The sequence below is a fragment of the Novosphingobium cyanobacteriorum genome, from assembly GCF_029436685.1.
Classification (GTDB): Bacteria; Pseudomonadota; Alphaproteobacteria; order Sphingomonadales; family Sphingomonadaceae; genus Novosphingobium; species Novosphingobium cyanobacteriorum.
Genome location: NZ_JAROCY010000015.1, coordinates 1 through 18,503, shown reverse-complemented (window position 1 = coordinate 18,503; position 18,503 = coordinate 1). Strand labels below are relative to the sequence as shown.

The window sequence follows — 18,503 nt, the reverse complement described above, 5'->3', positions numbered from 1 at the left end:
GGTGCCCATCACTCTGCAGATCGAGGCAGGCGTCGCAACGGTCACGCTTGACCGGCCCGAGAAGAAGAACGCGCTGGATCGACCGATGCGGATCGAGCTCCCTCGGGTGTTCGAACAGATTCAGGACGATGTCTCGGTTCGGGCAGTCGTGCTCACAGGTGGCGGCACCGATTTCTGTGCCGGAGCGGACGTAGGCGAGATGGGTGGCGGCGGCATCGCGGATGGAATGGCACGAGTTGAGATTCTCCATCGGATGATGCGCGGGATCATCCATACGGACATCCCGATCATCGCGGCCGTGCGAGGTGTCTGCGTAGGGGTTGGTTGGTCGATGGCGCTCGCCTGTGACTACATCGTGGCTGCCTCTGATACGCGCTTCCAGTTCGCCTTCCGACATATCGGGCTGGCACCGGATGGGGGTGCGGTCCACCTCCTATCCCGGAATCTCGGTCCTATCAGGGCAAAGGCACTCGTCTATTCCGGTCGTTTCGTGTCCGGCGACGAAGCGGCCGCGCTGGGTTTGGTCAGCGAAGTAGTCCCGGCCGACGAGGTTATCACGCGGGCCCGCGCCCTGGCCGGAGAATGGGCCAATGCCGCCACGCTTTCGCTCAAGATGTCGAAGCGACAGTTCGCGGCAGCCGAGACCCAAAGCTACGAGGAAGCACTGGCCGCGGAGATGGTCATGCAGCCGCTGATGGTGCGGTCAGAAGACTTTCGCGAAGGCACCGCTGCCTTCAAGGAAAAACGCAAGGCGCAGTTCAGGGGGCAATGATGGCAGAAGTTCAGCCCGACATCGAATACCAGGCCCACCTTGCCGAGGGGCACTTCATGATCCAGCGCGGCATAGCCAGCGGCGTCCATCACTTCTATCCCCGCGCAATCGAGCCGGGTACTGGTCGTGCTCTGGAATGGGTGGAAGCGTCGGGCAAAGGCAAAGTCCATTCGGTGACCGTGATTAGCCGCAAGCCTCCGCTTGAGCCCTACAATGTCGTACTGGTGGACCTTGCCGAAGGGCCACGCATGATGAGCCGGGTGGATGGGATCGATCCCGCCGCTATTCGCATCGGAATGGCGGTCACCGCGCGCATCGTCGAGGAAGACGAGCGCCAGTTCGTGGTCTTCGTTCCGGCGGAGGAGGCGTGATGACCAGTTCTCCCTTTCCCCGTGGCAAGGTTTCCATCGTTGGTGCGACCACCTTTGGCCAAGGCCGCGCTCCCGGCTTCCAATCCTCTGACCTTGCCGCAATTGCAGCCCGCGACGCCTTGGCCCAAGCAGGCTTGACACCCGCCGATGTGGATGGGCTGTTCTTCTGCCATCCCACGGACACCTTCGGCGGTCTCAGCTTTGCGCAATATCTCGGGATACATCCAACGATCACCGACAACAGTCGGGTCGGCGGATCAGCATTCCAGGCTTATGTTGAACAGGCCACGTTTCTGCTCGATGCGGGCCTGATCGACGTTGCCCTGATTGCCTTCGGCAACAACCAGGCGACGGCTACCGGCAAGTTGGCAACCACGATCTACCCAATGACTTACGAGGCGCCTTACAAGCCGATCAACCCCGTCAGCTCCTATGCCCTCGCCGCTGCCCGACACATGCACCAGTATGGCACCACGCAGGAACAACTGGGTGAAGTAGCGCTGGCGGCACGCAGCTGGGCGCAGATGAATCCGGAGGCATTCAAACGCGACCCGCTGGACATGGAAACCTACATGGCGTCGCGCACGGTCAGCTCTCCGCTAAAGGTGCTGGACTGCTGCCTTGTGACGGATGGCGCTGCGGCAATCGTGCTGACCCGTACCGATCGCGCGCGCGATCTGATTGCCAGGCCGGTCGCAGTGCTTGGTGCAGCATCGGCTACCACTCACCGCGAGATCTCGTGGATGGAGGACCTTACCGTGACAGCAGCCAAGGACAGCGGCGCGAGAGCCTATGCCGCAGCCGGAGTTACGGCCAGCGATATCGACGTGGTGCAGGTCTATGATGCCTTCACCATCAATACGATCCTCTTTCTCGAAGATCTCGGTTTCTGCCCAAAAGGCGAAGGCGGGCGGTTTGTGGAAGGCGGCGCGATCGCACCAGGTGGAAGGCTACCGGTCAACACAAACGGCGGCGGTCTGTCGTGTTGTCATCCGGGCATGTATGGTCTGTTCACCTTGGTCGAAGCCATCCGCCAACTACGCGGCGAATGCGGCACACGCCAGGTTACAGACCCTCATCTGGCGATTGCCCATGGCAATGGCGGCGTGCTTTCGAGTCAGGCGACTGTAATTCTTGGATCGCCTGAAACCATTTGATGCAAACTTCCAAGAACAAGGGGCTCCGACCCCGACAGCAACTGCGGAAAGGCAAGAATGATGAGCAATTCCTACGATGAACAGGGCCGTTCGATCGATTTTTCCAAGTATCCTGAATCGATCAAGCTCGATCTCACCGACAATGTCCTGACCATCACCCTCAACAACCCGGACTATCGCAATGCGATCCGTCCGGACATGGACGAAGCGCTGACCCGCATCTTCTGGGATGCTGACGCCGATCCGGAAGTGCGTGTCATCGTTCTGGCTGGAGCCGGCAAATCATTCTGCGCTGGTGGCGATATCGTTGCGATGCAGGAAGGCGTCGACAACATCAACAACTTCGTCGTAGGCATCAAGAACGGCAAGCGCTTCATGACGGCTATGCTCGACTGCGACAAGCCGATTGTTGCCCGAGTCCACGGCGATGCCGTTGGCCTCGGCGCCACGCTTGCGCTTTTCTGCGACATCTGTGTGGCCTCGGAGAACGCACGTTTTGCAGATCCTCACGTCAAGGTCGGACTGGTTGCGGGTGATGGCGGTGCCGTAATCTGGCCGATGAACGCCGGCTTTGCCGCGGCCAAATACTTTCTGATGACCGGCGACCTGGTCGGCGCGCGCGAAGCACAGGCGATGGGCCTGATCGCAAAGGTAACGACCGAAGAGGATCTTGATGCCGAGGTGAGCCGCATCGTCGACAAGCTGAACAATGGCGCGCTGCAAGCGATCTCCTACACCAAGCATGTGCTGAACATCGGCATTCGCCAGCTGTTCGCATCTTCAGTCGATGCCGGTTTCGCACTGGAAACCGTTTCCAGTCGTCTGCCCGATCACCGCGAAGCAACGACTGCTTTTGTCGAAAAGCGCAAACCCAAGTTCCGGGGCTGAGCCTGTGGCGAATAAGAATGGTGCCCGCGTCGCGCTCGTTTCGGGCGCGGCGCAGGGGATCGGAAGAGCAATCGCATTGCGTCTCGCCCGAGATGGCTGCGACGTGGCCCTTCTTGACCGCGACTTTGAAGGCATCGCTGCGGTTGCAGCCGAAGTTGAAGCAGAAGGTCAACGCGTGTTGGCTTTGAGGACCGATATGCTGGACCGGGAGGCAATCGCGTTGTCGTTTAATCAGGCGACGGAAGGGTTGGGACCGCTCGACATTTTGGTCAACAATGTCGGCCAGAGCGCACGGGAAAATGCAGCGCCGTTCTGGGAGGCAGGTGCCGACCTAGCGGATTTCATGGTCGATATCTGCCTTCGGACGGCAATGGACGCTACGCGCCAGGCCGTGCCAGGGATGCGCGAACGCGGCTATGGCCGGATCGTCAACATCGCTTCAGATTCGGCCTATATCGGCAGCAAGTCATCGGCTGCCTACGCCGCGGCGAAGGCCGGAGTGATTGGCTTCACCCGGTCACTTGCACGAGAGCTGGCGCTGTACGGCATCACCGTCAATGCCATCGCACCTGGCTACATCCGGACGCGTGCGACCGACCTTTTGCCTGCATCCTTCGTGGAAAAGGCAATCAGCGAAACACCTGTGGGCAAGTTGGGCGAGCCAGAGGATATTGCCCATGCAGTGTCGTACTTCGCCAGCGAAGGTGCCGGATACGTTACCGGGCAAAGCCTGATCGTCAATGGCGGCCGCTGGATGAATTGACGGTCGCTAGCATCCGCGGTCGAGCGATTGACCCTTGCATTGTTCCGGGGGAAGCTGGATTGCAATGATTGAAACAGCCATTCACCTTAGTACCGCCGCAGCCCGCACCATGGTCAATGCTGCCATGGCCTGCGCGCAGGATCACGGCTGCTTGGTGGTCGTTGCAGTCGTTGATGCCGGCGGTCATTTGCTGTTGCTGGAACGCGGTACCGGGGCGCCACTGGCCTCGATCGATGTGGCACGGGAGAAGGCGCGCACAGCCGCGCTCTATGGTTTTCCAACTTTTGTAATGGAACAGGCTGCGCGCAGTGTCCCGACTATGGCGGCGTTGCCCAACATGCTGCCGTTCGGGGGTGGCATTCCGACCCGTTCCGATGGGCGGATTACCGGCGCTATCGGCGTTTCGGGCGGCACGACAGAGCAGGACATCGCCTGTGCCGAGGCGGCTATCGCCGCCCTCGTCACAGGTTGATCATTCTGACCTGCCTCACGCGGAAGCGACGACAGCCGCAGAATTCGTAACGGACACTCGCGGGAAGCCCTCACCGAGATAGGCATCGACCCCACGTGGCGGCCTACGACGGGCCGGCCTGTAGAAGGGTGACAAGATCTCGAGCAGATGCTTGAGCGCAGGACGGCCCAACGCCTTCTTCGCCCGCTTTTCGTTTTCGAGCGACTGCGCCAGCTGGTCTGGCGTCATGGTCGACCGGTCCTTGTCCAGCAGCACCTTCGATGCCTTTGCAGTAAAGCCGCCCAAGTGAACCATGGCATACAACAGGCCGTAGATCCGCCAAAAATACCCGGTGACAGGGTTTTTGCAGTATAGTTGATGGAACACGTCGTACATCACGCAGCGGTGTTCGTATTCCTCGGCCAGATGCCACTTCCAGAGGTCAACCACGTTCTGGTCTGCCGTTTCGAAGAATTCGTCCGATTCCTCAAAGATGGCCGTAACCGAAATCGCACTCATCGCTTCGAACCCTTCGCAGTAGGCAAGGCGGAAACGAAGCGACTTGGTCTTCATCCAGTCATCGTAATCCTTGGCAAACGCGGTTTCCAACGGCTTGAGCTCGTCATAGCCGAAGGACCAGAAACGCCGGTTGAATTTCACATGCTGCTTGCAGTGCTCCATCTCCTGCTTGATGAAGATCTCGACGTCTCTCGCCAGTTGCTTGTTGCGCGTGTCCAGCAGCGGCTTTGCCTCGTTCAGGACTTTGACCAGGAACGGTTCAATGTAGGCCGGGACGAAAGAGCCCGCATTCCAGCGCTGTGCGAACTCGTGGTTGTCCGACCAATAGAGCGGCACTTCGCTGTAATCCATCGTGGGTTTGCGAACCTTCATTTTGTGCCTCGAATGTCAAAGGTTTCATTTCCTGCATTGGCAGTTATAGCACTCAAGGTCGGCAAATGCAGTGCCGCGGCATTCACGAGCGTGATATCGGCCAATTCCCCCTGCGCACCAGCATGCGACAGGCTCTATGAGGAGGCACCAAATCGAGCCGGGAAGGTCTTCGTTCATGCCAGCCACCCCATTCGCAATCAGCCTGCCCGAACAGCGCCTCCAGAGCATTCGTGACCGGATCGTCGGATTTGATTGGGATGCATTCCCGGATGCCGGCAACTGGTCGGCAGGGATTGCGAAGGCCGAAATGCGCCGGATCGCAGACTACTGGGTCCACGATTACGACTGGCGAGCGGCAGAGGCCCTGCTCAACACCCAGCCTCACTTTATGGCGGTGGTAGAAGGGATCGGCATCCACTTCCTGCATGTGAAAGGTTCCGCGCCCGGTCGCCGCCCTCCCTTGCTGCTCATCCACGGCTGGCCCGGCTCGTTCCTAGAGTTCGAGCGCTGTATCGAGCGTCTGGCCCATCCCGAGCGCTTCGGAGGAAACGCTGAGGACGGCTTCGATCTGGTGATCCCGTCGCTTCCTGGCTTCGGTCTATCAGGTCGCCCCGCAGCGCCGATCGGACCGCGCGCAATCGCTCGGCTTTTCAACCGGCTAATGACTGAAGTTCTGGGCTACTCACACTACGTTTCCCAAGGGGGAGACTGGGGCAGCGTGATCGCCAGCTGGATCGCGCACGATCAGTCAGAAGCCTGCGTTGCGCTCCATCTCAACATGTGCCTGCTCCAGAACACGAAGGCGACCCCTGAAACAGAAGAGCAGAAGGCCTATCTCGCCCACGTGAACCTGATGCGCATGATCGAAGGCGGCTATGCCCACCAGCAGGGCACGCGGCCACAGACGCTGGGCTTCGCGCTGGCAGACAGCCCCGTGGGTGCCGCGGCCTGGATCCTGGAGAAGTTCGCAGCCTGGTCGGACCTCGACCGGAATGGCAGCGAACCTAGGCTGGAGTCGGTCTATACGCTTGACCAACTTCTGACCAATATCATGCTCTATGTTGGCACCGGAAACATCGTTACTTCGACCTGGATCTACAAGGCCGTTGGCGAAGAGGGTGCCCCTGGACTGGAGCATCGGGTCACCGTACCCACCGGCGTCGCCGCCTTTCCAGACCCCGTGTTCCCGCCGCCACCGCGCTCCTATGCCGAGCAAAGCTTTGCAGTCACCCGCTGGACGCAGATGGCGAAGGGTGGGCATTTCGCAGCGATGGAACAGCCAGAGGCCTTTGCCGACGACCTGCGAGCATTTGTCCTGTCGCTCGGTTGACCGACGATCACATGCGCGATGCTGAACAGCGCAAAATATGAAGCATTCACTTCACCCAGATCATCTGCAAGCATTCCGTAGCAGACCATAAGCGCTGCAACCTTGCGAAGAACAGGAGAGCGGAATGGAGAGCGCGCGAATTCCGGCCCACGTCCCTGAACATCTCGTCAGGGATTTCGATATCTTCACTTTCGTTGGCGAGGACGAGGACGCGCATCGCGCTTGGCACGATCAGGTCAACAACGGGCCGGACCTGTTCTTTACGCCGCACTCCGGCGGATTCTGGGTGATCAACAATGCCGACCTGCTAGAGGCTGCGCTGCCAGACTGGGAACTGTTTTCCTCTGCCCAGGGGATCGGCATCCCCCCCTCCCCTGCCGAGATTCCACCGATGCTTCCGATCGAAGCGGATGATCCCTACCACAAGGCTCTGCGCCGCCCACTGAACCTGGCCCTTTCACCCAAAGGAGTAGTCGAACTGGCCAAGAGTGCGCGCGAACTGACTGTAGGTCTGATCGATACGATTGCCCCGCAGGGGAAGTGCGAATTCGTGCACGATTTTTCGCTCAAGATGCCGATGGAGCTGTTCCTGCGGATTGTCGACATTCCGTCGAACGACCGTGAGTATTTGATCGGGCTCGCCAATACCGCGATCAAGGGCACTGTGGATCAGGAGCGGTTCAGGGCGATGGGGGCGATGAACGCCTATCTTTCCGAATGGATCGACCGCCGTGTTGCCTTGCCCGGCACTGACTTGATGAGCGCGATCGTGAACATGGATGTGGACGGTCGCCCGCTAACCAAGGCTGAGCAGGTCGGCTACATGACAACGGTCATGCTGGGCGGGTTGGATACAGTCGGCGGCATGATGGCCTTGACCACCAGGCATATGGCACTGAACCCCGGTCACCGCCGGTACCTGCGCAACCATCCTGATGTCATTCCCGATGCCATCGAAGAAATCCTGCGCCGTTATGCAATCTCGACTGTCGCACGCTATGTGACACGGGACTCCACATTTGGCGGTATCGATCTGAAGGAAGGGGACAGGATCATGCTGCCCACTCCGCTGCACGGCGTGGACGAAACGCGCTGGGACAATGCACTGGAGGTGCGGCTTGATCGCAAACCCCGCGATCACATGGCTTTTGGCAAGGGGACGCATCGATGTCCTGGGGCGATCCTTGCGCGGGCAGAACTGCGCATCTTTCTGGAAGAATGGCTGAGGCGTATTCCAGATTTCACAATCGATGAGAGCCGGGGCGGCGTAAAATGGGAAACCGGAGCGGTTCTGGGCCTCAAGGCCCTGCCACTGGTGTGGAACGCGAGTTGAAGAGGCTAGAAATGGTAAGGATCACATTCGTCCAGCATGGCGGGGCGGAGCACGAAATCGAGGCAGCGCCAGGCGAGACACTGATGCGTACCGCACTCGACAATGACGTTCCCGGCATTATCGGGGAATGCGGAGGCGAACTGGCCTGTGCGACGTGCCATTGCTACCTCGATCCCACTCTGTTGAAAGACATCGAACCAGCGTCTGCCGACGAATTGGACATGCTACAGGGCGCAATCGACGCCACTGCGGACAGCCGGCTGAGCTGCCAGGTTCTGGTTACCCGCGGCTTTGCAGGCACGCGCATCAGATTGCCGGCCTCGCAGATCTGAAGTTGTAGACATGGGACCGGGCGATTGGGCCAATCCCACCTTGAGCGTTCCCTGCTACCTTACTTGGCGGCTGGTCCCAACAGCATGTTGGAGATGATGTTACGTTGAACCTCGTTGGCTCCGGCATAGATGGTGGAAGGACGTGCCACCATGAAAAGCTTGCGCAAATCCGTGTCGAGACCGCCGATGCCGACAGGCTCGACAAGCCCGGCGCTTTCGTTGCTGACCCGCAGCATTTCGTCCGTAATGTGCTGGAACAGTTCAGTGGCAAGAACCTTCATCATGCTGAGCACCGCATTGTCGACCTCGCCCCGGATCGCCGCATCGGCAACCTGCCGATGAAGGGCTGCAAGATCGTGAAGATCGCATAGCAGCACGGCCACTCTGTCATTGACACCCTGATCATCCCCTAGATCCAGGCCCTGGACCAGTTGCTCGAGCATTTCGAATGACTGGCGCGGAAGAGTCGGTGCGCCATTGGTGATCCGTTCGTCGCCGAGAAGGGCCTTGGCGACAGTCCAGCCCTGATCCAACGCACCGACCAGGTTTTCAGTTGGCACGCACACGTTGTCGAAGAAGACCTCGCACAACTCATCTTCGCCAGCGAGATTCATGATGGGCCTGACGGTGAGCCCGGGCAGGTCCATGTCCGCGAGGATGAAGCTGATTCCGGCCTGCTTTTTCACATCCTTGTTGGTGCGCACCAGCACGAATATGCGATCGGCGAAGGCCGCCAGTGTGGTCCATATCTTTTGGCCGTTGATGATGAAATGTTTGCCATCCTTCACGGCCGTTGTACCCAGGCTGGCAAGATCGGAGCCGGAATTAGGCTCTGAATAACCTTGGCACCACAAGTCATCGCCGTTGAGAATGGCCGGAAGATAGCGCGCTTTCTGCTCCTCGGTTCCGTATTTCATCAATACCGGGGCCAGCAGGGCGCCCCCGCTGTCAAGAACGCGGGCACAGCGATGTGCTTCCATTTCCTCGTTCATGATCAACTGCTTTTCAAGGCTAAGACCAAGGCCGCCGTATTCTTTCGGCCAGCTTGGCGCCCGCCAACCGGCAGCATAGGTCATGCGATGCCAACGGCGTTCATCCTCGCCCGCCAGACGGTGGATGATAGGGATACGCCACTCGTTCGGGAAATTGGCATGCAGCCATTCACGCCACCGAGCCCGGAATGCATCGTGGGAGAGCGCATTGAGATCTTCAGCCATGACGGACATTCCCGCTGCGGTAGGCGACTAGTGCGGCGCGACGGTGGGCCGCAGGGTTGCCAAGCCAGGTTGACCAAGCCAGCGCCGCGTGAACGAACAGGCCGACATCGGCTTCATCAGTATAGCCAAAGGCCCCGTGGTACTGGATTGCCCAGCGGCTCATATCCTGTGCTGCCTGCGAGCAGCGCGCCTTGGCCGCGTGGATAGCAAGATCCACGCCGACACCGCTATCAAGCGCAGTGGCCGCAGCACGCCAACTGGCTGCGGCGAGTTCGATCCCGGCGGAGAGATCGACCATCTGATGGCGAAGTGCCTGAAAATCGGACAAGCGACTGCCAAACTGCAACCGGTCTTTCATATAGCTGGCCGTCATTTGCCAGAGCGCCCCGGCGAGCCCTTCGAGTTGCGCGGAAAGCGCAACAGTCCCGCGGGCCAGTGCCAGTTGGAGCGCGGCTTCGGCGGCCGCACCGCGAAGCAGAACGGCATCATCGGCGATCGCTACCCGGTCAAACACGATATCTGCGGCCAATGTTGCATCGGTGAGCCGGCTCGCAGTGATGGTCACCCCTGCCGCCGTTGGATCGACCAGCACCACGACCGGTCCAGTTGCGGAAACTGCCGCGACGAGCAGGGCCACGCCGGGATGCCAACCGGGCACGTGGACCTTCGTGCCACTCAACATGCCATTCTGAAGACAGGTAACAAATGGCGGCAGGCCTAGAGAACCGCGATTTTCCTGCCAGGCCAAGGTAACGCTGCGTCGGCCCTGCGCCAAGGCAATGCCAAGTTCGGTGGCAGCATCGGTCGTTGCAGCAGAAAGCAGCGTGCCAGCGATCACGGATGAAGCGACGAAGGGTTCCGGCGCAATGCTACGGCCCAGTTCCTCCGCGAGCGTCAGTGCCGGCTCAAGTCCCAATTCCGAGCCGCCTAGCCGTTCCGGGAGCAGCACTCCAGTCCAGCCAAGCTCGCCGAAGCTCGCCCAGGTCGCCGGGTCAAACCCGTCCGACAGCGCACGCACCCTGCGCGCGTGGGGCGCCCCGCCCGCGTCGCCCAGATAGCCTTGCGCGCTGTCCCGCAGCATCTGCTGCAGTTCGTTGTCGACACGCCAGCCCATTGCCTCAGACCGCCATCTGCATGCCGCCGTTCACCGACACGCGCTGGCCGGTGATGAACGAGGCCGCCTCTGACAACAGGAAACAGACTGGTTGCGCCACTTCTTGCGCCGTGCTGAAGCGACCAAGCGGAATTCTAGCCATGTAGGTTTCCCGGAACTTCTCGTTGGTGCGAATGGTCTCGGTCATTGGTGTTTCAACGACGCCAAAGGCGACGCAATTGGCGCGGATGCCGTACTTCGCCCATTCGCGCGCGGTGCTCATGGTTGCTCCCAGTATGCCAGCCTTGGCCGTGGCATAGTTGATCTGCCCAACCGTCCCCTGGATACCCGCATCGGAGGAAATGTTGACGATCGCTCCTGGATTTTCCTCCCCGGCCTTTGCGCGGGCGATCATGTGCCGGCCCACCGCTTGGGTACAAAGAAACGCTCCGGTCAGATGGACGGATATGACCTGGTTCCACTGCTCGATCGTCATCTTGTCGATCATCGCTGTCCGGGTGATTCCCGCATTATTAACCAATCCATGCACCGCACCGAAGGTCTGAACTGCCTGATGGACCAGATTCTGCACTGCAGCTTCGTCGGAAATGTCTGCTGCAACACCGAGGAAGCGCCCTTCCGGGAAGTCAGCTTCAGCCAAGGCGAGCGCGTCAGGGTTCATGTCCGCCACTACAGCGTTCCCCCCCAACGCCACGACAAGTTCCGCGACGGCCCGCCCGATACCCTGGCCCGCGCCTGTCACAATGACCGTTCGGTCGGCGAGCGACATCGGGTTGACCGAGACCTTGTTATCCATGCTGATGCAGATCCCGAAGCGAGACGATGATCGCTAGCGTATAGGATTGCCCCACATGAGCGGCAACGCGGGCCCATCACGAAATCATCATGGTGTTTTCGGTGCGACATCAACCGCCTCCCCGGTTCAGGGCAATCCCAACTGACAATCGTGACCGTGATGATGCGCACCGCGTGCTGATTGCACTGGTCAACTACAGCCCAGCCACCGTAGCGTCCATGCAATCCAACGCGCGGGCAAGCGCGAGAAACAGCGAGGCGACAGTGGAAAATTATTCCGGCAAGTGGCTGAAGAACCCGCAATTCATCAAATTCGAAATGGTTGGCGCCGTGGCGTGCGTCACAATGAATCGACCGCAGAGTCGCAACGCCTTGTCCAACGAACTGCTGCTTGAATTGCGCGATGCTCTGCTGGAAGCCGATGACCGCGAGGATGTCAACGTTGTCCTCCTGGCGGGCGAAGGCAAGGACTTCTGCGCCGGCTATGACCTTGTCGCAGCTTACGGGGTCGATCAGGTCGATCCGGACGGCAACAAGATCAGCTATCGCAAGTCGTCCGCCAATTTTGACAACGACTGCTGGTCGATGGAACGCTTCCAGTCGCTTCCCAACATCATCTACGAAATGCACAAGCCTGTGATCGCCAAGATCCACGGCAACTGCCTCGCTGGCGGTACGGACCTGGCGTTCCGCTGCGACATGCTGGTTGCCTCGGAAACCGCGCGCATCGGATTTCCGGCAACGCGCGCGAACGGTTCACCGCCAGCCCACATGTGGACTTATCACCTGGGACCACAATGGGCCAAGCGGCTGCTGATGACCGGCGACGTACTGCTCGGCCGCGATGCCGCAAAGCTTGGCCTGGTACTGGACGCCGTGCCGGCCGAAGAGCTGGATGACTTCGCGATGGAACTGGCCCAGCGCGTCGCTCTCGTCGATCCGGAACTGAATTCCGCACACAAGCGCATAGTCAACATGTCGCTTGAACAAATGGGCATGATGACAATGCAGCGCCTTGCCGTGGAAATGGATGCGCGCGCCCATCTCGGAACCGGACCGCGCCGCCTCGGATTTCGCAAGGACATGGCAGAGAGCGGCTTCAAGCAGGCACTTGCAAATCGCGATGGTCCGTTCGGAGACGGGATTGTCCGTCTACGTACCGATCGGTGAACGGGGGTCCGCCTCATGCCCGATGCATCACCTTGACGCGACGGATACCCGCAAGCTCCTTATCAAAAAGCGCACCCCGGTTTGCAGCCCAGCCTGATGGCAGCAGGTGGTATGCGGACCGTGCGCCAGTGAGCGGCGCAGCACGTGGATGATAGTTCCATCCGCCCTCCGGCCCTTGGTTGAGACCATGTCAATCCGGCACTAGTCACCAAGGTCACCTCCTTTTGCATGGGCTCAAAATGACCAGCCTCGACATTCTACTGCGCCCCCGTTCAGTCGCCATGATCGGCGCTTCAGGCGATGTCACCCGTATCGGTGGCCGCGCCTTGCGCCATCTGAAGGAGGTGGGATTTGCGGGCGACATTTTCCCGGTGAACCCAGGCCGTGATGAGGTGCAAGGTCTCAAGGCTTACGCCGGCGTAGACGACATCCCGGGACGGATCGACTGTGCCGTGCTTGCCCTGCCGACTGGTGCAGTGCTGCCCGCCATCGAGGCCTGTGCCCGCAAGGGTGTCGGCGGCGCGGTAATATTTAGTGCCGGCTTTGCAGAAATGGGCGAGCAGGGCGTTCTGCTGCAGCAGCGCATGGTCGACATAGCAAATGCTGCCGGAATGCGGTTGTTGGGGCCGAATTGCCTCGGCATGTACAACCTGCATGCGAAGAGCTTCCTGTCCTTCTCCGGCATATTTGACGATGTGAAGGGCACGGCCGGCCGGCTCGGTCTCGTCAGTCAAAGCGGCGGCTATGCCGGCGAAGTCGTTAAGTCGGCGCAGGAAGTGGGACTGAACTTCGGTGTCTGGATCACCACCGGCAACGAAGCCGACGTAGGCCTGGGTGAAGCGATGCATCATATGGCCATGAGCGACGATGTCGACGTTGTGGTAGGCTATATCGAAGGGGTGCGGGACCGGCAGTCGTTCTTCGACGGGCTCGCTGCCGCACATGCCCGGCGCAAGCCCGTCGTCGTGTTGAAGGTGGGGCGGACCGAACAGGGTGCCAAGGCCGCCGCGTCCCACACCGCGTCGCTTGCGGGCTCCGACGTAGTCTACGATGCGGTGTTTGAACGCTACGGAGTTTATCGCGCCCGCACGACCGAAGAAATGCTGGACGTGGCCTATGCCGCGAGCCGTGGCCATTTCCCGCGAGGACGACGTCTCGCAATCTTGACCAATTCGGGAGGGATCGGGGTACAGGCAGCCGATTTTGCCGCGGACGAGGGACTTGCCGTGCCCACAGCGTCTGCCGCGGTTCAGACCCGGCTCATTGAGATCTCGCCCAATGGCGCACCATTCAACCCGATCGACCTTACCGGACAGGTAGCCAACGACCCGCCGATGTATGCACGTGCCATCGATGTGGTGCTTGAATCGGCTGAATTTGACTGCGCCTACGTCAATGTTGGTCTGATCGCCGGATTGCCGTTCATCAAACGCCCTCTGCTCGATAGCCTCAAGGCCGTGGCCAAGCGCTTTGCCGATGTTCCGATGGCAGCGTCGGTGACCGCAGATGCCGAAACGCTGGCCGAATATGGCGAAGCGGGCTTTCTCTGCTACCGGGAGCCTGCCAGAGCAATCAAGACCCTGGCGGCGCTCGCCTCCTTCCCCTTGGCATGGGACCGGGACCTACCCGACGCCAGCGATCTGACAGGTCTGCCGACACTAGAGCGGGGCACCGCGCTTTCCGAGGCGGCGAGCAAAGCAATGCTTGCCGGCATTGGCATCCCTTCTCCGGCTGAGCACCTTGTTCAGGACCCGGCTGACGCAGAGGCAGCGGCCATGTCTATTGGCTGCAACGTCGCGATAAAGGTTGTATCCCCGGATATCCTGCACAAGACCGAAATCGGCGGTGTTGCCCTTGGCATTGACCCGAAGGATGCCGCCGCCACACTCGAAGCAATGGTAGGCAAGGTCACTGCGTCAATGCCAGACGCTCGGATCGAGGGTTATCTGGTTTCGCCGATGATCACCGGCGGGACTGAATGCATAGTTGGCGTCCATACAGATCCCTTGCTCGGTCCGGTCATCATGTTCGGCTTGGGCGGCGTCACCGTCGAGCTTCTGAAAGACGTGACAATGCGCCTTGCCCCCGTCACCGAGGATCAGGCAATGGACATGATCCGTTCAGTCCGCAGCTTTCCACTGCTGGACGGTTTCCGGGGCCGAGCCAAGGCGGATGTCGTGGCGTTGGCGCAGGCAATCAGTGCCCTGTCCCGCCTTGCTGCGGCCAATGCAGAGACTGTGCGTACGATAGAGGTCAATCCGCTGCTCGTGCTTGACAAGGGCAACGGCATTCTGGCCCTGGACGCGGTGATAGAGACCTAAGCGAGGTTCCCCCTTATGTTCGTGATGGCAAATCGACCCATCGTTGGCGCTTTTTCCAGGGAATGGTTGGCACTGCTGTCGCCAGGAAAGCGACACGGGGACATCACATTAATCGGCAGTGCGATGAGGCTCCGGTGAGCAGGCAGCTTCTGACGAATTCTGGAGAAGATTAGAACATGGTCGACCAGATGGTAGCAGCGACCGACCCAGTCGGAAACGCAAAGTCGCCTGACAGCGTTCTTGCTTCCCCCAGTGCTCGGCGTATGCAGGTCATTGACGCGGCGGCCCACGTGTTTTCGCGTTTTGGGTATCATGGCGCAGGGATGAGGGCGATTGCCGAAATGCTCGGCATTAAGGTTGCGAGCCTTTACACCTATTTCCGTTCCAAGGACGAGGCCCTCGAAGTGGTTTGCCGGGCAGGCCTAGAGCAACCCATGACCTCGTTGCGCCTCGCCTGTGAGCAAGAGACCAGGTTCGAAGAGCGTGTTCATCGTTTCCTGGCCGCCCATCACAAGCTCATCGTTCAGAAGAGCGACTATGTATCCGTCTATATGAACGAACGGCGTTATCTTACGCCTGAAGCCACTGTTCGCATCAACGCAGCAGCACGAGAGATGCGCTGCAATTTTGACCGGCTGTTTGACGATGCTCGCGCCGAAGGCAAGATGGATACTGCCATTCCTTCCCGAATGGCCCGCCTTATGTTGATTGGCGTATTACGCAACATCACGCAGTTTTTCCTCGAAGGGCCGGTTGCCGATATCGACAAGCTGGTATGGCAGTCGGGCGAGCATTTCGTGCGTGGCCTAGCGCCACGGCCCGACGCCTGAGCGCAAAACCGCCCACAAGCCCAAGTCTGGCTTTCACTGGCCTCGTATGAAAAAGGGCGCGGCGGATGCCGCGCCCTCATTTGTCGTTTTCAAGATCTTCAGAAACGATAAGTGACCTCTACGCCATAAGCGCGCGGCTCACCAAAATCCGTACGCGCCAGACCGAAGTCATCAAGCGTGGAATTCTTGAAGATCGCGTATTCCTTATCGAGAAGATTGTTGGCCCAAATGCCGATATCAAGCGGCAACGTCTTAATCAGATCGATGCGGGCATTGACGATGGCATACCCTGGAATAGTCGTGTCAACGCTGGCGTCACGATCGTTGGTAAGCACCTTCGAACGGTAATAGGCGTTCAATGTAAACCGCAGTCCGCCGTCATTGCTATTGACGGGTATGGTATAGTTCATCGACACGTTGGCCGTGTGTGCCGGTGTTGAGGACAGCGCTCGACCCGACAGGTTCGTAAGGCCAGATGCATTGCCATATGGTGGTGAATCGAAGCTGTCGTACCTTGCATTGATATAGGTGTAGAACGCTGACAGCTGGAAGTGGTCGGTGAGGTTGTAGGCAAGCTCCAGTTCGCCGCCCCATGTGGTCGAATTGGACGCATTGAACACCGCGATGAACGAGCTGCCAAGCAAGCTCGGTGGCAGGTTGAACCGGGCAATGTCTGCGGCATTGAATGAACCGTTCAGCGAGCGTTGCTGATCCTTGTACTTGGCATAGAACATCGCAGCGTTAGTCCGGATCGGACGACCGAAAAGCAGCCAGTCCTTCTTTAGGCCTGCTTCGAAGTTCATGACCGTTTCCGGCTTGAACGTGGCGTAGGCAACCGGCTGCTGATTGTTGAAGCCACCGGACTGATAGCCTTTGCCCACGTTGACGTAAAACATCGTCCGCGGGTCTGCTTGGTACTGGAACCCGGCGTTGAAGATGAACGAATTGAAGTTCGCCTTCCGCCGCAGCCTGCAATTGGCTGCATCAAACACTTCGCCGGCAGTTGCAAACGCGCCTGTCACGCAAGTCATGTTGGACAATGCGGTGGGCAGGCCCTGAATAGCGAGCTTGCCGATCAATGAAGCGGGATTCACCCCGGCAGCGATGCCCGTGTACTCGTTGGCCAGATAGGTTTGCTTGTTGCTGGTGTAGCGACCACCCAGCAGGAACGTGAACTTGTCGTCCACATGGTAGTTGATCTGCCCAAAGCCGGCGAGAGTCTTGTTGCCGTAGGTGTAGTCGGCCCAACGCGGATTCAACAGGTTCCAGGCAGGGAGGACACCGAAGGGATCGCGATCTCGCCAGTAGTTGAGAACTGAATAGTTCAGCATCTGTCGGGTCGTTTGATTCGACCACAAAGCACCGATCGTATAGTCAAGCCTGTTGTCAAATGCCTTACCAAAGATGTTTATTTCATTCGTGTAAGCATGCGCAGGAACTTTGTTCCACCCCTTCAGGATGGGCGCGTCGACACCGCTGTCGTCCTCCGAGTTCTCGATGTTATCCTTGCGGTACGAGAAAATATTACGAACCGTGACATCACCGATCTCAAGCTCGGTCGTATTGGTAATGCCCCACCAGGTACCCGAAACATAGACCGGCCACAGGCGCGTCGTCGTCTGGTTGCCCTGGCGCTGCTGACGGGCAAAATCACTGATACAGCCAGAATCGTTGGCGGCTGGTGCAATATTCGGGAAGTTAGAGAAATCCCAGGTTCCATACAGTGCACCGCAGGTACCATTGATCTTCGTGATAAGGCCTGCCTGATTGTCCGTCTGATCCTTGGTCTGGTGATACCAGTCGAACATGGTCGTGTTGGTCAGGTTTTCCGTTGGGGTAAGCTTCAGCGAGACACGCAGTGACTGGTTATCTTCCGCCCACAGGTCCTTGGTGGAACGGTTGGCCGCCCCGAAGACCGAATCATAAAAGGCGACGTCCGGATCGTTCGGGTCGATCACGTTCTTCAGCCGGCCGTCGCTCTTGATGTAGCGGCCCGCAATACGCAGCGCAGCGAATTCGCTGATCGGAACATTGATCATTGCCGTCAGGTCCTTGCGGTCCCACCGGCTGTAGCCAACCTTGGTCATGCCCTCAAACTTGTCACTCGGCGCGTTCGGCATGAAAATGATGGCGCCACCAGTCGTGTTCTTGCCGAACAGGGTGCCCTGCGGCCCCTTTAGCACCTGAACCGACTGCATGTCATAGTTCGAGTTCTTGATGGACATTGTCGAGGTCAGAGGAACATAGCCGAGATAAACCGCTACACCTCCCTGCGAACCGGTAATTCCCTGCTGACGCGTGCCGCGAATTGCAAAACCTGGCGCACCGCCCTGCGGTTCGGGATAGTTGACCAAGCCAGGCACGTTGAACTGGATATCGCGGACGCTCTGTATGGTCTTCTGCTGCAGGGCATCGCCGCCTAGCGTGGTGATGGCGATCGGTACGGTTTGCTGCGACTCCGCAGTTTTGCGCGCCGTAACGATGATCTCGCCTATCGTGCCGGCAGATGCTTCCTGTGCACGGGCTCCGGATGTTGCAAGCAGAGCAGACATACTCACACCCGCGATCAACGACAAACGCAACATCTTGGCACCTCCCAATAGGTTTCCGCGTGGAAACTGCACCGGTTTACCCCGGCTTTGAATTGTAGACCGGCGTGCAAAATTGACCCCGTTTGAGGGGTAATCGGCGTCTAAAATTGACCCCACCCTTGGGCATGTTTGAGGCTGTCCGTTTGTGCATACGAACGGCGAGGGCGGGGATGTTGG

General features: G+C 59.3%; 17 protein-coding genes. 12 read left to right on the top strand and 5 right to left on the bottom strand.

Annotated elements, in window-relative coordinates:
- Nucleotide 1: 1 nt before the first annotated feature.
- The 6 genes from POM99_RS15375 (at nt 2) to POM99_RS15350 (ending at nt 4,423) form a co-directional block, all read left to right on the top strand.
- A complete protein-coding gene (locus POM99_RS15375) occupies nt 2–772 on the top strand; it encodes an enoyl-CoA hydratase/isomerase family protein (RefSeq protein ID WP_277279362.1) in 771 nt (256 codons plus the stop codon).
- On the top strand, nt 772–1,143 hold the full coding sequence (locus tag POM99_RS15370) for a Zn-ribbon domain-containing OB-fold protein (protein WP_277279361.1): 372 nt from the start codon (nt 772–774) through the stop codon (nt 1,141–1,143). Before POM99_RS15375 ends, POM99_RS15370 begins: the two co-directional genes overlap by 1 nt.
- Nucleotides 1,143–2,300 (top strand): acetyl-CoA acetyltransferase, encoded by a 1,158-nt coding sequence (locus POM99_RS15365; protein ID WP_277279360.1) that lies wholly within the window; start codon nt 1,143–1,145, stop codon nt 2,298–2,300. Before POM99_RS15370 ends, POM99_RS15365 begins: the two co-directional genes overlap by 1 nt.
- Nucleotides 2,301–2,360: 60 nt before the next feature.
- Nucleotides 2,361–3,188 (top strand): enoyl-CoA hydratase/isomerase family protein, encoded by an 828-nt coding sequence (locus tag POM99_RS15360; RefSeq protein WP_277279359.1) that lies wholly within the window; start codon nt 2,361–2,363, stop codon nt 3,186–3,188.
- Between the two features lie 4 nt (nt 3,189–3,192).
- On the top strand, nt 3,193–3,951 hold the full coding sequence (locus POM99_RS15355) for an SDR family NAD(P)-dependent oxidoreductase (protein ID WP_277279358.1): 759 nt from the start codon (nt 3,193–3,195) through the stop codon (nt 3,949–3,951).
- A gap of 64 nt (nt 3,952–4,015) precedes the next feature.
- On the top strand, nt 4,016–4,423 hold the full coding sequence (locus tag POM99_RS15350) for a GlcG/HbpS family heme-binding protein (RefSeq protein WP_277279357.1): 408 nt from the start codon (nt 4,016–4,018) through the stop codon (nt 4,421–4,423).
- Between the two features lie 15 nt (nt 4,424–4,438).
- On the opposite strand, the gene POM99_RS15345 is transcribed toward POM99_RS15350, so the two are convergent.
- A complete protein-coding gene (locus tag POM99_RS15345; protein WP_277279356.1) occupies nt 4,439–5,293 on the bottom strand; it encodes a metal-dependent hydrolase in 855 nt (284 codons plus the stop codon).
- 175 nt (nt 5,294–5,468) lie between these two features.
- Here POM99_RS15345 and POM99_RS15340 point away from each other — a divergent pair, with 175 nt between their 5' ends.
- The 3 genes from POM99_RS15340 (at nt 5,469) to POM99_RS15330 (ending at nt 8,288) form a co-directional block, all read left to right on the top strand.
- Entirely contained in the window at nt 5,469–6,623 is a 1,155-nt protein-coding gene (locus tag POM99_RS15340; RefSeq protein WP_277279355.1) for an epoxide hydrolase family protein, read from the top strand.
- 124 nt (nt 6,624–6,747) lie between these two features.
- The gene (locus POM99_RS15335) at nt 6,748–7,956 is read left to right on the top strand and encodes a cytochrome P450 (protein WP_277279354.1); all 1,209 of its coding nucleotides are present in this window, start codon (nt 6,748–6,750) and stop codon (nt 7,954–7,956) included.
- Nucleotides 7,896–8,288 (top strand): 2Fe-2S iron-sulfur cluster-binding protein, encoded by a 393-nt coding sequence (locus POM99_RS15330; RefSeq protein WP_313792142.1) that lies wholly within the window; start codon nt 7,896–7,898, stop codon nt 8,286–8,288. The genes POM99_RS15335 and POM99_RS15330 overlap by 61 nt, the downstream gene beginning before the upstream one ends.
- Before the next feature lie 59 nt (nt 8,289–8,347).
- On the opposite strand, the gene POM99_RS15325 is transcribed toward POM99_RS15330, so the two are convergent.
- Genes POM99_RS15325 through POM99_RS15315 form a run of 3 tightly spaced genes read right to left on the bottom strand, consistent with a single transcriptional unit; the run spans nt 8,348 to nt 11,415 of the window.
- Entirely contained in the window at nt 8,348–9,505 is a 1,158-nt protein-coding gene (locus POM99_RS15325; protein ID WP_277279352.1) for an acyl-CoA dehydrogenase family protein, read from the bottom strand.
- Nucleotides 9,498–10,586 carry an acyl-CoA dehydrogenase family protein gene (locus POM99_RS15320; protein WP_369011642.1) on the bottom strand — a complete coding sequence of 363 codons (1,089 nt, stop codon included), beginning with the start codon at nt 10,584–10,586 and terminating at the stop codon, nt 9,498–9,500. Before POM99_RS15320 ends, POM99_RS15325 begins: the two co-directional genes overlap by 8 nt.
- A 37-nt stretch (nt 10,587–10,623) precedes the next feature.
- Nucleotides 10,624–11,415, bottom strand: a complete 792-nt coding sequence (locus tag POM99_RS15315; RefSeq protein WP_277279350.1) for an SDR family oxidoreductase — start codon at nt 11,413–11,415, stop codon at nt 10,624–10,626.
- A 263-nt stretch (nt 11,416–11,678) separates the two neighbouring features.
- Between POM99_RS15315 and POM99_RS15310 the strand changes: the two genes are divergently transcribed.
- From POM99_RS15310 to POM99_RS15300, 3 genes are all read left to right on the top strand, one after another.
- Nucleotides 11,679–12,584 carry a crotonase/enoyl-CoA hydratase family protein gene (locus POM99_RS15310; RefSeq protein WP_277279449.1) on the top strand — a complete coding sequence of 302 codons (906 nt, stop codon included), beginning with the start codon at nt 11,679–11,681 and terminating at the stop codon, nt 12,582–12,584.
- A 239-nt stretch (nt 12,585–12,823) separates the two neighbouring features.
- On the top strand, nt 12,824–14,905 hold the full coding sequence (locus tag POM99_RS15305) for an acetate--CoA ligase family protein (protein WP_277279349.1): 2,082 nt from the start codon (nt 12,824–12,826) through the stop codon (nt 14,903–14,905).
- A 263-nt stretch (nt 14,906–15,168) separates the two neighbouring features.
- Nucleotides 15,169–15,735 carry a TetR/AcrR family transcriptional regulator gene (locus POM99_RS15300; RefSeq protein WP_277279348.1) on the top strand — a complete coding sequence of 189 codons (567 nt, stop codon included), beginning with the start codon at nt 15,169–15,171 and terminating at the stop codon, nt 15,733–15,735.
- Nucleotides 15,736–15,833: 98 nt separating this feature from the next.
- On the opposite strand, the gene POM99_RS15295 is transcribed toward POM99_RS15300, so the two are convergent.
- Entirely contained in the window at nt 15,834–18,320 is a 2,487-nt protein-coding gene (locus tag POM99_RS15295; RefSeq protein WP_277279347.1) for a TonB-dependent receptor, read from the bottom strand.
- Nucleotides 18,321–18,503: the final 183 nt, after the last annotated feature.

Excerpts from the sequence above, each read along its gene's own strand:
- POM99_RS15325 (WP_277279352.1), bottom strand. The coding sequence starts at position 9,505 with ATGGCTGAAGATCTCAATGCGCTCTCCCACGATGCATTCCGGGCTCGG.
- POM99_RS15350 (WP_277279357.1), top strand. The coding sequence starts at position 4,016 with ATGATTGAAACAGCCATTCACCTTAGTACCGCCGCAGCCCGCACCATG.
- POM99_RS15340 (WP_277279355.1), top strand. The coding sequence starts at position 5,469 with ATGCCAGCCACCCCATTCGCAATCAGCCTGCCCGAACAGCGCCTCCAG.
- POM99_RS15335 (WP_277279354.1), top strand. The coding sequence starts at position 6,748 with ATGGAGAGCGCGCGAATTCCGGCCCACGTCCCTGAACATCTCGTCAGG.
- POM99_RS15295 (WP_277279347.1), bottom strand. The coding sequence starts at position 18,320 with ATGTTGCGTTTGTCGTTGATCGCGGGTGTGAGTATGTCTGCTCTGCTT.
- POM99_RS15365 (WP_277279360.1), top strand. The coding sequence starts at position 1,143 with ATGACCAGTTCTCCCTTTCCCCGTGGCAAGGTTTCCATCGTTGGTGCG.
- POM99_RS15315 (WP_277279350.1), bottom strand. The coding sequence starts at position 11,415 with ATGGATAACAAGGTCTCGGTCAACCCGATGTCGCTCGCCGACCGAACG.
- POM99_RS15300 (WP_277279348.1), top strand. The coding sequence starts at position 15,169 with ATGCAGGTCATTGACGCGGCGGCCCACGTGTTTTCGCGTTTTGGGTAT.
- POM99_RS15320 (WP_369011642.1), bottom strand. The coding sequence starts at position 10,586 with ATGCTGCGGGACAGCGCGCAAGGCTATCTGGGCGACGCGGGCGGGGCG.
- POM99_RS15330 (WP_313792142.1), top strand. The coding sequence starts at position 7,896 with ATGGGAAACCGGAGCGGTTCTGGGCCTCAAGGCCCTGCCACTGGTGTG.
- POM99_RS15305 (WP_277279349.1), top strand. The coding sequence starts at position 12,824 with ATGACCAGCCTCGACATTCTACTGCGCCCCCGTTCAGTCGCCATGATC.
- POM99_RS15345 (WP_277279356.1), bottom strand. The coding sequence starts at position 5,293 with ATGAAGGTTCGCAAACCCACGATGGATTACAGCGAAGTGCCGCTCTAT.
- POM99_RS15360 (WP_277279359.1), top strand. The coding sequence starts at position 2,361 with ATGAGCAATTCCTACGATGAACAGGGCCGTTCGATCGATTTTTCCAAG.
- POM99_RS15370 (WP_277279361.1), top strand. The coding sequence starts at position 772 with ATGGCAGAAGTTCAGCCCGACATCGAATACCAGGCCCACCTTGCCGAG.